The following is a 14,119-nucleotide window of genomic DNA, read 5'->3' on the forward strand; positions in this document are numbered from 1 at the left end:
TCGGTATGTAAAATGTTTGTTTTTGATATTTTACTCAGGTATTATCAGAAGGTTTACAGGTGGTCAGTAATGACGGCTGCTTGTGTATTCTGCTATCTATATTGCTTGTCTGGCAGGGACGTCAGAGAACAAAATATCAGAACCCTACATTAAAAACCCATCAGAATTTAAGGAATGTATGATGTCGAATTCTCGCCTATTGTGGTCATCGATGACCGTTACCGCCGCATTGATGCTGAGCGCCTGTAGTCAACCGGCTAATGAAACCACTGATAGCAACACTGACGCCACTGCAGCAGAAACGGCTGGCAAGACCATTCGTATCGCGACCGAAGGTGCTTACCCTCCTTTTAACTACACCAATGCTGATGGCAGCTTGGCAGGCTACGATATTGACGTTGCCAATGCTTTATGTAAACAGATGCAAGCCAAATGTGAAATCGTCGCTCAAGATTGGGATGGCATTATTCCAGGTCTCTTGGCACAAAAATATGATGCAGTGATCGCTGGTATGTCTATTACGCCTGAGCGTCAAGAAAAAGTCGACTTTACCGAGCCTTACTTTGCCAATACGATGGTTTGGCTGACCGACACAAAAGGTGGCTTTGATCCTATGGCGATCAAAGATTTGACACTTGGTGGTCAACGTTCAACTACGCCTGGCGCTTATTTACAAGATAACTATGAAGGCAAAGACGGCAACACCGTGCAGTTGTATGACAATTATGACAATGCTTATCTGGATCTAAAGTCTGGTCGTAGCGATGCGGTATTGGCAGAAAAAGTCTCTGCCAAATCATGGTTAGCAGACAACCCTGAAGGCTTTGGTATCGTTGGTGACGAAATCGACAATGACGATAATATTGCCATTGCTGTTCGTAAAGGTGACCCACTCAGAGACGACTTTAATAAAGCACTCAGCGAAATCCGTAGTAACGGTGAGCTGGCACGTCTTGAGCAAGCGAACTTTGGTCAATAATCTTCTGATTGAAAAATGAAGGAATAGCAAACATGACAATATCAATGACATCATCATTAAAAACCAAGGCGCTTTGGCTTGCGCCATTAAGTGCCGCGATGCTTATGCTGGCCGGTTGTAATAATAGCGCAACGCCTGAAGATGGGGCGGCAGCTGACAGCACAGCTGATGCACCTATGAACATAAAAATTGCTACCGAATCAAGCTATAAGCCATTCAGTTATACCGATGCTGATGGCAAATTAATTGGTTATGAGATTGAGCTGGTCGATGCTCTATGTGCACAAATGAAAGCAAAGTGCGAAGTCATCTCCCAAGATTGGGACGGTCTGATCCCTGGTCTAAATGCCCAAAAATTCGATGCAATTATCGCGGGTATGTCAATCACGCCTGAGCGTAAAGAAGTGGTTGAATTTACTGACCCGTACTTTCACACTGGCATTATCTTAATTGGTAAAAAAGGTGATGACATTAGCATAGATGCATTAAAAGGTCAGCCAATTGCCTCACAGCGCTCAACCGTTGCTTCACAGTACTTGCAGGATGAACATGCAGATGCTGATATCAAGCTCTATGACACCCAAGATAATGCATATCTGGATCTGACTTCAGGTCGCGTGCGGGCGATGATGTCCGATAAAGTTACTGGCCTTGATTGGCTAAAAACTGATGCTGGTAAAGACTATGAAGTAAAAGGACAAGAAATTAGCACTGATGAAGATGCCATGGGTATCGCACTTCGTAAAGGCGATCCATTGGTCGCTAAGTTCAATAAAGCATTGGCTGAGTTAAAAGAAAACGGTACTTATGACCAAATCACAGGCAGCTATTTCGGCACCAGCACCACCGCTGCCGCGCAAAAAGCATTGGCAACCACCGACGCAAAAGAAGTGATGGTGGTTGAGGGCGATGATGCTGTTGAAGTGAAAGAAGAACCAGCTGAAGCGGCGACTAACTAATATCATAGTTCATCTCTGTGCTCGGCTGATATGGCTGTCACGTATGGCGATATTCACTCATAGAGATGAGTGTTATTTTTATTCACAAACCCCAAGGATGATCATGAACAACCATTTTGACCAACACCGTGCAATCGCGAACGCATCTGTCATCAATGGCATCAAGGCGCGACGTTTTTCACCGCCTTTGGTTGCGCTGACGGCGCTTTTAACCTTAGCAGGGTGTAGCAATGGTCAAAATGATGCAAATGATAATAACAGCCCAGACGCAGCTGAGACAGCAGCGACGGGTGAGGTGTTACGCATTGGTACCGAGGGCGCTTACGCCCCCTTTAACTATACCAATGCGGATGGCACACTTGGCGGTTTCGATGTTGATATTGCCAACGCTATCTGTGCCGATATGCAGGTGACGTGTGAAATTACAGCGCAAGATTGGGACGGTATTATCCCCGGTCTTAAAGCGGGTAAGTATGATGCGATTGTGGCCGCTATGTCGGTGACTCCTGAGCGTGAGCAACAAGTCAGTTTTACAGAGCCGTACTTTAGCAATACCTTGGTGTTTTTGGCCAAAAAAGACAGTAGCTTCGATCCTAGCAATAGCGATGATATCAATGCGCATTCCATTGCCGCTCAGCGCTCGACCATTTCTTCGCAGTGGTTAGAAAACGCTTATCCAAATGCTGATATGAAGCTTTATGATACGCTAAGTAATGCGTTTTTGGATTTGGGCTCAAATCGGGTCGATGCGATGGTGTCTGATAAGCTGCCAGCGCTAGAGTGGCTTGGCTCCACCTCAGGCAGTCAGTATGCGCTTAAAGGTCAAGAGATAGACATCAATGATAATTTTGCCATCGCGGTGCGTCCGGGCGATGCATTACAAGCAAAAATTAATAAGTCATTGGTCAATATTAAAGCAGATGGCACTTACGATAAAATCAATCAAAAATATTTTGCGATTCCAGCGTCAAGCTCAACGGCCATGACTGATTCGACAGAAAAACCTGCTGAATAAGCCTTAGGGCGTGTTCAGAATGCTTACATCATAACCGTTAGAATGATGATGTCTAGTAGGTTAAGTTGGATTCCGCTTTATAGAAAGGGTATTGCTTTAATAGCGGTATCCTTTTTTTATTTTTTATAAAAAATAGTTTGGTCTTATAATGTTGACTGTTCGGTTTGTAAAAATATGACTGATTTAATGCATTTTTAAGAAGATAAGGGGCTATTTAAGCACTGCTTTTACGTGTGAGTATTAACATAGCTGGCAGCGAATATGATAAAATCAGCGCTCATTTCTACTGTGTCAATTTCCGCCGCAATAACTGTATTGATTTGACGTCCATCTATGACGCAAAATACCAAGGTCTATTTGGTATAAAATACGTTTATTAGCAGCGCTCAGCTATTGATGCTGATTCTTTTAACTCATATTTTGCAAATTGCTAATATAAAGAGACTGAGTGGATAATTGTGTTTGATTTACAAGGATTTGGCGCGCTACTACTGAGCGGCGCTACCGTCACCATCAAGCTTGCCATGACCAGTTTAGTCATCGGCATGGCTTTAGGGCTGCTCGGTGCCACAGCTAAGCTGTCCAACGTCTGGCTGCTGCGTAAAATTGCGACTGTGTATACGGCGACAATGCGCGGTATTCCAGAGTTGCTATTGGTACTGTTCATCTATTACGGTGGCTCTATGCTGCTGATGACGATTCTCAAAAAATTCGGCTATAACGAATATGTTGAGATCAGTGCCTTTTGGGGTGGCGTGATGGCGTTGTCTATCGCGTTTGGCGCTTATGCGACTGAAATTTTTCGCATGTCAATCCAAGAGATTCCGATAGGGCAGAGAGAAGCGGCGCAAGCGATTGGTATGCGCCCTTTTCAGACGTTTTATCGAATTACCTTGCCGCAAGTTTGGCAGATTGCGTTGCCAGGATTGGGTAATTTGTTTTTGGTGTTGCTCAAAGATACTGCATTGGTATCGGTCGTGGGTCTCAAAGACATCATGTATCAGGCATCACGTGCCGCCCAATCAACGCAGCAGCCATTCACCTTTTATATGGCAGCAGCGATTATTTATCTGGGTTTAACCATGTTGATTACTGGTTTTATGATGTGGCTCGAATGGCGCGCCAATCCAGCGGCGCGCTATGCTAAAAAGCTGAGCCGTCAGTCAACCCACCGTCAATCGACCATAGGGTAGAGGAGAGATACTATGGATTGGAATTGGCAGGTTATTTTTGACAATATCCCTGAATTACTTAACGGGGCAGTATTGACCGTGCAGCTGGTTGTTGTCTCGGGTATTATCGGTTTGTTTTTTGGTTTGGTTTTAGCGCAGTTGCGCTTGTCAAAGAACTGGCTGGTACAGATATTACCATTTGCTTATATCTTTTTCTTCCGTGGCACGCCGCTACTGGTACAGATATTTTTGATTTATTATGGTCTAGGACAGTTTGAAGCTGTCCGCAATTCGTTCTTATGGGAACCTGTACTCAGTCAGGCGTATTGGTGTGCCATCATTGCCTTTACCATGAATACCAGTGCTTATTTGGCAGAAATCATTCGCGGTGCCATTCAGACCATTCCTGTTGGTGAGCTTGAAGCAGCTGATGCCATCGGTATGTCCAAATGGCAGAAACTCACGCGTATTACCTTACCTCGTGCTTTTGGTATTGTCATTCCAGCCTACAGCAATGAAGTGATCTTTATGCTAAAAGGCAGTGCGCTAGCGTCAACCATCGCTTTGATGGATATCACGGGTGTCGCCCGTACGATTAGTGCGCGCACTTATACCTTGATGGAGCTGTTCTTTGCTGCTGGTATTATTTATCTCTTATTGTCATGGGTGATTTTATTTAGCTTTAGATTGTTTGAAAAAAGAATGAATCGTCATGCAAGCTATGTACCGCCTGATGTAATGACCAACACCATACCTTAATGGTTTGGCTCAAAATAATGCTAAAAAATCAATGAAATAGCGGGTTAATATCTTAATATTAACCTGCTATTCTTTTGTTTAACTACCATTTATCTCATTTTTATGACTATGTTTAAAATGAAGATAAGCCCTAGAAAAATAGCGACAGATAGTGCAGTATGTATGACCAACCTATCAATAATCTGCTGTGAGTGCCTAGTATGAGCCAATCACCCCATATGTCCTTAATCAATGCGATTGCTGCCAGCGTCAATGATGACGCGAGCATCGCCACTGTTAATGATAGCGTACGTGCATCCATCGGCAAGGTGGTCTGTGTCGGCCGTAATTATGCGGAACACGCCCGCGAGCTTGGCAATGAGATACCAAAATCGCCCATCTTATTTATGAAGCCAATATCGTCAGTGGTCAGTGTGCGTCATGATATTGTCCGCCCCAATCCTGAGATATATGGTGATACTCATTATGAAGCTGAGCTTTGTATTCAACTGTCAGCAGATTTGTCTGATGCTAACGTTGAGCAAGCGAGGCAAGCGATTGGTGGCGTGACCTTGGGACTTGATTTGACCTTACGTGACTTGCAAAGTAAGCTGAAGGAAAAAGGTCATCCATGGGAGCGTGCTAAGTGTTTCGATGGTGCCTGTGTGCTTGCTGATTGGGTTGATCCGCAAGCGTTTGGTGATTTTAGCCATGTCGAATATCAGCTTTATATTAATGATGAGCTTAAGCAAGATGGCGATAGTGCCATGATGTTATTTCCAGTTTATGAATTACTGGCAGAGATTAGCCATGCCTTTAGCTTACAAGCAGGTGACGTGATTATGACTGGTACGCCAAGCGGCGTTGGTATATTACAAGCAGGTGATGCGTTAAAATTGAAGCTCGGTGCCCATGAATGGCAGGCGCAGGTTCGATAAGTTACTGTAGCAAAACTATCTTATCAGTCGTCAAATGCAGCGACGCTATCAAAAAATCCCAAGTTAACACTTGGGATTTTTTTCGTTTTATAAGGTGCTTACAAAGTGCTGTCATGAGACTGTCATCTATGTTTCAACGTCCTGTCATAAACTCTCAGTAGACTTAAGCGGAATTCGTATTTTGATGGCGGTAACTATAAAGCCGCTAGCAACTCTTTTCTGCCAATCCAGCCTAACAGCAAGGTGACTGATAATGACATTATTGAATAATAAACAACCACTTGCCCATGAAATCGTTGAAGATTCTAATCCGACCGACAATATCGATTTTCAAACCATTATTAGTCGTCGTTTAAACCGTCGTAGTATCCTCAAAGGTGGCACAGGATTGACAGCGGCAGCATTTTTTGGGGCGCTACCTCTGGTTGGCTGTAGCGATGACGATGACAGTAGCCCTATCAAGAATGCTGATAATAACGCGGCTATCCCTGCACAGGGCGATCTCAAACGTCCTGAGGCTTTGAAGTTTACGGCAGTGGCGCATTCAACTGCCGAGACGATGACGGTAGCAGAAGGTTATAAAGCAGAAATGATATTGCCACTTGGCACACCGCTTATGCTTGGGATTGAAGATTGGAAGGATAACCGTGAGCAGTCGGCCGAGTCATTCGAATGGCGCATGGGTGATAATCATGATGGCATGTGGTTCTTTGGTAAAAAGGGCGGTGCATATGATGCCAAAGCGGCAGAGAATGGGCTACTGGTGATGAATCATGAATATGTAAACAGTAGTGAGCTGAGTCCGTTTGGCTATCATGTGATCCAAGATAACAACGCCGCGCCCATCTTTCAAAATCGTCGCCTCGCGAGTGATGTACGCCGAGAAGTCAATTGCCATGGGGTAGCGGTGGTTGAGATGAAACGCCGCGCTGATGGCATGGGCTATGAGATGGTGCCTGATTCGAAATATAATCGCCGTCTCACAAGTAGTAGTACGGCGCAGTTGACAGGGCCAGTTGCGGGTTCTGATTTGGTCAAGACTAAGTTTGATCCGACAGGCTTTCAGACTCGCGGCATCAATAATAACTGCGGTGCAGGTTTGTCACCTTGGGGCACCTATCTGACCACCGAAGAGAACTTTTTAGGAGTATTCGCCCGTGGGCAAGATGCTAGCCGATTGAGTGCGGGGCATAACTATGGTCGTGAGCGCTACGGTGCAACAGAGGACTTCCCAGGCTGGGAGTATCTGTGGCACACACCTGAAGCCAAAGATGCCAAGATAGCCGATGAGTTTTCGCGCTGGGATATGACCGCTGTTGGTACGAGTGCTGCTGACGATTATCGTAATGGCTTTAATACCTTTGGTTATATCACCGAAATTGATCCATTTGACCAAAACTCTACGCCACAAAAACGTACGGCTATGGGTCGATTCGCTCATGAGAATTGCGCCTATGCGCCCGTTGAACAAGGCAAGCCGGTGGTCTTTTATATGGGTGATGATGCTCGGGGCGAATATATTTATAAGTTTGTCTCCAAAGCCACATGGTCAAATAGTGATATCGGTGGTGGCTTAAAAGCGGGTGATAAGTATTTGAATGATGGCACGCTCTACGTTGCTATCTTTAATGAAGATGGTAGCGGTGAATGGAAAGCACTCGTCCATAGTCAAAATGGACTGGATATTTCCAATACGGTATTGCCTTTTAATGGACAAGATGAGGTTTTAGTCTTTGCTCGTGCCGCAGCGGATGCGGTCGGCGCAACCAAGATGGATCGTCCAGAATGGGTGTCGGTTAGCCCTATGACGGGTGAGGTGTACGTCACATTGACCAATAATAAATATCGCGGCGTACGTGAGGATCAACCAGTGTCAGCCTCTAATCCGCGTAGCTATCAGGCAGGTGGAAAAGCAGCAGGTAATGACAACGGTCATATCATTCGCTGGGCAGAAGCAGGTGGCGATCATGCGGCCATGAGTTTTGAGTGGGATATTTATCTGTTTGCCACGCCTTATGATCTGGCCGCAGAAAATTTGTCACAGTTAAATGATAGCAATGATTTGTCTTCTCCCGATGGTTTGTACTTTGATCCACGTGGCGTATTGTGGATTCAGACCGATGACGGCGCTTATACCGATACCACCAGCTGTATGTTGCTGGCGGCGCTGCCGGGTAAAGTCAGTGATGGGACAGCCATAACGACCTCAGCAGGACAACAAACACGAGTTGGGATGCCTGCTAGTAATGACAATATCAAACGTTTTTTTGTCGGTCCTGAAGGCTGTGAAGTAACAGGTATTACCATGGCTCCTGACTTTAAAACTTTATTTATCAATATTCAGCATCCGGGTAATACTTGGGGCGCTGTTGCTGGAGGCAGTACGCCGCGCTCAGCGACCGTGATGATTACTCGCGAAGATGGCGATGTCATACTGGCAGAGTCATTTGTCTAGTTAACTATTTTCAGGGTCATTGATACGTCTTGCTCAATACAAAACCCCAAGTCATGGCTTGGGGTTTTGTGTTTTGGATAATAATTGCTAGTGTGCAAGCCTTGATGTTAAAAGAGTGTATGCTCTTTTGACAATAAAGATACTTTATAGTTAAATCATTCTCTTCTGTTTATAGCAATTACAGGATAGTATGGAAAACTTCTTTAACTGCTTGATATGTCAACATTATGCTCAGTCCAAAACCTTTAGAAACCATTCATGACTTATTTGCCACCACTCGGCGCCCAACTGCTATTGAGTCGGATACTGATGAAGGGTTTCAGGGTGACGTCTATGAAGAGTTGGCGAAACTCGACTATATTTATGTCGATGAGCTGACAGCAGAAACGGTAGATAACAGCTATAGCAAACCGCATCAGCCCATTACTTTGGTTGATTTTTTTGAAGGCTTGGCTCAGTTGGCAACGATGGGCGTGGTGGAAGTTACTGATATTGTAGAGGCTATCCATCGTGAGATTCTGCTACGTCCTTTAGGGCGGTTTAATAAAGGCAATATTGAGCACTGGCAGCGCGGTATCACGGGGCGGATTTATGGCACAGTGCGTTATACGATGCAATTGGTGGGCAATAATCTTGCCTCAGGGCTGCGTCTTTATAACACTGTTTCTCGGCCCAAAAAAGTACAACCTTTGCCTAAAAACTTACGTCGCTTGGTCAATATTTTAAATGGCGTCATGGGCGATCACCTTATCACTCATCACAATCCATTAGCAGTGTCGATGGTGCTATACGATAAATATAATCGTGTGCAAAGTAGCGCGCTGTCAGGGCGCGTTATTATCTTATGCCATGGGCTTTGTATGAGCCACTTGAGCTGGCAGGTATCTGGAGAAAGTAACTTGGGTGAAGCGTTGGTCAGTCACCTGCCAAAAGCGACCGTTCTGTATTTAAATTATAATACCGGTCGGCGTATTTCTAGCAATGGACGTAGCTTTGCAAAAGTCTTGCAAGATTTGGTTGAGAATAATCCAGACGTTACTCAGATAGATTTAATCGGTCATAGTATGGGCGGTTTGTTGAGTCGTAGTGCGCTGTTTTATGGCAAAGAGCAAGGTTTTAGCTGGGTCAAACGCGTGGGCAACCTCGTCACCTTAGGCTCGCCGCATCATGGTGCAAGCTTGGAGCAAATTGGACATTTTGTTCAAGATAAAATTGCTAAGCTGCCTTTTGCAGGATCATTGGCTAAACTGGGTGACTTGCGTAGCGCCGGTATTATTGATTTACGTTATGGCAGTATTCGCGATGCTGACTGGGAGTCCGCCGAAGGGCGCAGCGTGCTGCCAGCAGAGTTTCGTCATCCCACGCATTTGCCGTTACATGTGAATACCTATTTAGTGGCGGCAGCTTTGATTGAAACGCATTATGAATCTAAGACCACAAGTTTGCTTGGGGACGGGTTGGTTTCAGTAGAGTCAGCACTCGGCGAATATACTGAAGAGCATACGCTGTCAGTACCAGAGGGACATAAGGCAATTTTTTATGGGGTCAATCACATGAATTTAATCTACAGCGATAGAGTACATGAGCAAATTATTGCTTGGCTATTGGATAACCGACTAGGTGATGCCCATGATGCAAAGTATGGGCTGAATCCTCGTATCTATTCTTACCCAGAAGTGGATGAAGTAGTCAATTAAGCATTCTCGAAACCATTTATATCGCCATTCATAAACTTGAGCCATAACATAAAAAACCCCCAAGCATCATACTTGAGGGTTTTTCTATTACTAAGCGAACCAAATTAAATTCTAATCACTCAGAAAATATCGTGGTCACATCGTCTTTATTAAATTTATACATCTCGCCACAAAATCCGCAATCCATCTCAAAGTTACCGCCTTGCTCATCAATGATGTCTAAGACTTCTGCTTCACCGATTTGCTCAATGGCCATCTCACACTTCTCGCGTGAGCAGGTGCAACCAAATGATAAAGCAACAGGGTCGGGCGCGACGACTTTTTCTTCATGATATAAGCGATAAAGGATTTCGTTGGCATCAAGCGTAGTCAACTCTTCAGCTTTCACTGTCCGCGTCAAAACGCTCAGACGTGTCCATAAGTCATCGTCAATACCCGCATCTTGGTTTTGCTCGACTTCATAGGTTTCTTCAGCGGTACGAGGAAGCATTTGTACCAACATTCCACCCGCTTGCAGACCATCAGACGCCAAATTAATCAAGGTTGGAATCTGCGCCGATTGTTTTTGGTAGTGGGCTAAGCAGTCTGCCAAATTGTCATGGCTGCGCTCGACGATGCCTTGATAGGGTTCGCCGCCTTCAGGCTGAATGTTAATAAATAACACGCCTTGACCCATCGCACCCAATTCAGCAAATGCCTCTTTGGCATGAGTCATATTTTCCCACGCCTGCACTTGCTCATCAGTCTCAGCCTTCCAGCTGGCAAGGGCACGGATGATACCGTCTTGATCGCATTCTGCCATTGCCCAGTTTAGCAGGCTATCGCTGTCTGATGATTGCAATTGAATGGACAGATGACCATCGATTTTGACTGTGCCGATAAGCAAACTGGCGGCTGTCAGCATTTCACCCAATAAGCGCTTAATCGCTTCAGGATAAGGCTTTTGGGCAATCGTGCTGGCATAGCTGCGTGATAGGCGCACCACATCACCGCGCACGGGCGAGTCTTCAATAAAGAAACGCTGACGTACGTCATTGTCACTATGGTTGCCAGCGTTTTGGCTGTCCGTATTGGGGACTTGGATATCTTGTGTCATAGGTCATTGGTAGTATTAAGAAGTTGTAAACTTTATGGGGATTCATCGTGATTTATCAATTGCCTGTTAGATAATGTTTAACAGATTAAAGCTATTTATTGATAGTTAGGGCGTGTCCTCAATTCAATAGATTACTTTCTAAATGGGCTAAAAATGGCTAAATTTTGCCAAACATCGTCAAATAGCTTATGAATATCTCGATATTATTTGCGCTGCTTTCCTTGTTTGACGGCAATTTATCTCATTTTTATCACCATTTTTAAAATGAGGACACGCCCTAATGGTCAGTAGGCATCTTTAAAATAGTGATACGTTTAACTGATTATCTCGCCTATTTTATTGGATAGTTATGACGGTAATAAACCCGATATCCTTAAAATATAGCCTTCATTAAAAAAAACTTACCCACACCCGCTAATTTGTTGTACAGTAACATTAAGTTGCATTGTGATAAATAACAGCAACAACCGCATGAATGCGTGGCAATAAGGTCAATGAATAAGACCTGTGTCATCCAAGCATTCATTCAATCTTGTGATAATGTGATAAAAGGATGTATCTCATGAGTTATGTATCTTCTAGGTCTTTTTCTAAACCTTTGACTCTGGCAGCTTTTATGGCGCTAGGTCTAGCAGGGTGTAATAATAGCAGTCAAACCACTACTGATGCGGCATCAACAGATGGTGCAGCGACGACAGACGCCTCGGCAAGTACCAACGGTACCCTACAAAAAATCAAAGATTCGGGTACTATCGTGGTTGGTCACCGCGACTCTTCTATTCCATTTTCTTATATCGCTGACGACCCAAATCAGCCGATTGGCTATGCGCACGATTTAGAAATGAAAGTCGTCGAAGCGGTTAAGCAAAAGCTAAACATGCCAGACCTTAACGTCCGTTATAACCTTATTACCTCACAAACCCGTATTCCCTTGGTACAAAACGGTACGGTCGACTTTGAATGTGGTTCAACCACCAATAACGAAGAGCGTCAAAAACAAGTCGCCTTCTCTAACGGTTTCTTTGAAATTGGTACGCGCTTATTGACCAAAAAAGACTCTGGTATTCAAGATTTCGAAGACTTAAAAGGTAAGACCTTAGTCACCACCGCAGGAACGACCTCAGAGCGTTATATTCGTCAATACAATGATGATAACAAAATGGATATGAATATCATTTCAGCAAAAGACCACGGCGAAGCATTTTTGATGTTAGAAAATGGTCGTGCTGACGCCTTTATGATGGATGATGTACTACTTGCTGGCGAAAAAGCCAAAGCAAAAAATCCTGATGAGTGGGTCATCGTCGGTACGCCACAATCGTTTGAGATTTATGGCTGTATGATGCGTAAAGATGATCCTGAATTCAAAGCCGTGGTTGATGAAGCACTGACCAATGTCTTTAGCTCAGGCGAAATCAATAGCATTTATGACAAGTGGTTCTTGAACCCAATCCCACCAAAAAACGTCAATCTAAACTTTGAGATGTCTGACAACTTAAAAGCCTTGATTGCCAGTCCGCATGATAGTGCTCAGCCGAAAGTTGCGACTGCACAGTAATCATTGTCCTGCAACATAGCTTGTTTACGCGTTCAGACTGATATCGACGTCAATCTGACGCGTAGGATTTTCAGTCGCTGCTCGGAGAGGCAACCATGAATTATAGCTGGAACTGGGGTGTGCTCTTTGAGCAGACTGGTATCGGTAATGAGCTTTACATCCATTGGATGATTACTGGTCTTGGCTGGCTACTATTGATTGGTAGTATCGCATGGGCCATCGCTATGGTCGTAGGTACTATCTTTGGTATCATGCGCACTTTGCCCAATAAGACCGCTCGTGCCATTGGCACCGCTTATGTGACGTTTTTTCGTAATATCCCACTGCTTGTCCAGTTGTTTTTTTGGTTTTATATTGCACCTGGCTGGCTCACGCCCACCATTCAAGAATGGTGGTATAAGGATTTATCTCCCAACACTTCAGCCATGCTATCAGCCAGTATCGGTCTTGGCTTATTTACCGCCGCTCGTATCGTCGAACAGGTGCGTACGGGTATCGAGTCGTTGCCCGAAGGTCAGATTAATGCTGCTTATGCACTGGGCTTTAGCATTCCGCAAGTCTATAAAGAAGTATTGCTCCCGCAGGCTTTTCGTATCATTTTGCCACCGCTCAGCTCTGAGCTGACCAACTGCTTTAAAAATGCCTCCGTTGCCTCATTAGTGGGGGTGATGGAGCTGATTAGTCAGACAAAAACCATCAGTGAATACACCCAAAACAGCATCGAGATTTATACCTACGCAACGATTATTTATTTAGTATTTAATTTATCGTTGATTGCTATTATGGGGTTAATTGAGCGCAAACTGCGTGTGCCTGGGCTCATTGTAGGAGGTCAGAAATGAGTATGATGACCGAATTGGCAACAGCCTATCCTGGTTTGATGGGCGGTATGATTACCACCTTAAAAGTACTGTTTTTGGCGATTATTGGTGGTATTAGCTTAGGAACGGTATTGGCATTGATGCGCTTGTCTGGTATCAAAGCGCTTGAGATTCCAGCGAAGTTATACGTCAATTATTTTCGTTCTGTACCGTTACTACTGGTACTACTGTGGTTTTATTTTGCTGTACCGATGATTTACTTTTGGGTAGCGGGTAAGTATTTACAGCTCGACGCCGCTTTTGCGTCTTGCGTGGTTGCCTTTATGATGTTCGAGGCCGCTTACTTCTCAGAAGTGGTACGTGCTGGTATTCAGTCGATTGGCAGCGGGCAGGTCAATGCCGCCAAAGCGCTTGGCATGACGTATGGACAGACCATGCGTCTGGTCATTTTGCCACAAGCCTTCCGTAAAATGCTGCCACTGATCTTGCAGCAGTGTATTATTTTATTCCAAGATACGACGTTGGTTTTCGCTATTGGTTTGACAGACTTTTTCCGCGCAGCCTACGTCCGTGGTGAGCTGATGGGTCTGCTTACGCCTTACATTTTGGGTGCTGGTGCAGTGTATTTTATCATCAGTGTAAGTGCCTCCGTGGGCGTACAACAATTGCAGAAGCGTTTGCGATTTTAATA

12 protein-coding genes are annotated in these 14,119 nt (G+C 44.6%); 11 read left to right on the plus strand and 1 reads right to left on the minus strand.

The window, feature by feature from the left end; all coding sequences use genetic code 11:
* Positions 1 to 178 precede the first annotated feature (178 nt).
* The 8 genes from JMX93_RS08055 to JMX93_RS08090 all read left to right on the plus strand — a co-directional run bounded on the left by JMX93_RS08055 (position 179) and on the right by JMX93_RS08090 (position 9,953).
* Complete coding sequence (locus JMX93_RS08055) at positions 179 to 979, plus strand: transporter substrate-binding domain-containing protein (RefSeq protein WP_193012451.1); 801 nt, start codon at positions 179 to 181, stop codon at positions 977 to 979.
* A gap of 32 nt (positions 980 to 1,011) precedes the next feature.
* Positions 1,012 to 1,938, plus strand: coding sequence for a transporter substrate-binding domain-containing protein (locus tag JMX93_RS08060; RefSeq protein ID WP_499204398.1), 927 nt, complete (start codon positions 1,012 to 1,014; stop codon positions 1,936 to 1,938).
* Between the two features lie 103 nt (positions 1,939 to 2,041).
* Positions 2,042 to 2,953 carry an ABC transporter substrate-binding protein gene (locus JMX93_RS08065; RefSeq protein WP_499204399.1) on the plus strand — a complete coding sequence of 304 codons (912 nt, stop codon included), beginning with the start codon at positions 2,042 to 2,044 and terminating at the stop codon, positions 2,951 to 2,953.
* A gap of 458 nt (positions 2,954 to 3,411) precedes the next feature.
* Positions 3,412 to 4,146 carry an ABC transporter permease gene (locus JMX93_RS08070; protein ID WP_193007751.1) on the plus strand — a complete coding sequence of 245 codons (735 nt, stop codon included), beginning with the start codon at positions 3,412 to 3,414 and terminating at the stop codon, positions 4,144 to 4,146.
* 12 nt (positions 4,147 to 4,158) lie between these two features.
* Positions 4,159 to 4,884 (plus strand): ABC transporter permease, encoded by a 726-nt coding sequence (locus JMX93_RS08075; RefSeq protein WP_193007750.1) that lies wholly within the window; start codon positions 4,159 to 4,161, stop codon positions 4,882 to 4,884.
* Positions 4,885 to 5,084: 200 nt separating this feature from the next.
* On the plus strand, positions 5,085 to 5,801 hold the full coding sequence (locus JMX93_RS08080; protein ID WP_499204400.1) for a fumarylacetoacetate hydrolase family protein: 717 nt from the start codon (positions 5,085 to 5,087) through the stop codon (positions 5,799 to 5,801).
* Between the two features lie 253 nt (positions 5,802 to 6,054).
* The gene (locus tag JMX93_RS08085) at positions 6,055 to 8,256 is read left to right on the plus strand and encodes a PhoX family protein (RefSeq protein WP_499204401.1); all 2,202 of its coding nucleotides are present in this window, start codon (positions 6,055 to 6,057) and stop codon (positions 8,254 to 8,256) included.
* Positions 8,257 to 8,483: 227 nt separating this feature from the next.
* Complete coding sequence (locus JMX93_RS08090) at positions 8,484 to 9,953, plus strand: esterase/lipase family protein (RefSeq protein ID WP_443214861.1); 1,470 nt, start codon at positions 8,484 to 8,486, stop codon at positions 9,951 to 9,953.
* A gap of 115 nt (positions 9,954 to 10,068) precedes the next feature.
* Here JMX93_RS08090 and hslO read toward each other — a convergent pair whose 3' ends face one another.
* Entirely contained in the window at positions 10,069 to 11,049 is a 981-nt protein-coding gene (hslO, locus tag JMX93_RS08095) for an Hsp33 family molecular chaperone HslO (protein WP_443214860.1), read from the minus strand.
* A 562-nt stretch (positions 11,050 to 11,611) separates the two neighbouring features.
* Here hslO and JMX93_RS08100 point away from each other — a divergent pair.
* From JMX93_RS08100 to JMX93_RS08110, 3 genes are all read left to right on the plus strand, one after another.
* Positions 11,612 to 12,607 (plus strand): glutamate/aspartate ABC transporter substrate-binding protein, encoded by a 996-nt coding sequence (locus tag JMX93_RS08100; protein ID WP_193012443.1) that lies wholly within the window; start codon positions 11,612 to 11,614, stop codon positions 12,605 to 12,607.
* 95 nt (positions 12,608 to 12,702) lie between these two features.
* Positions 12,703 to 13,449 carry an amino acid ABC transporter permease gene (locus JMX93_RS08105; protein WP_193012442.1) on the plus strand — a complete coding sequence of 249 codons (747 nt, stop codon included), beginning with the start codon at positions 12,703 to 12,705 and terminating at the stop codon, positions 13,447 to 13,449.
* On the plus strand, positions 13,446 to 14,117 hold the full coding sequence (locus JMX93_RS08110) for an ABC transporter permease subunit (RefSeq protein WP_193012441.1): 672 nt from the start codon (positions 13,446 to 13,448) through the stop codon (positions 14,115 to 14,117). Before JMX93_RS08105 ends, JMX93_RS08110 begins: the two co-directional genes overlap by 4 nt.
* Positions 14,118 to 14,119 lie beyond the last annotated feature (2 nt).

This window comes from Psychrobacter muriicola 2pS (genome assembly GCF_904846535.1).
Classification (GTDB): domain Bacteria; phylum Pseudomonadota; class Gammaproteobacteria; order Pseudomonadales; family Moraxellaceae; genus Psychrobacter; species Psychrobacter aquimaris.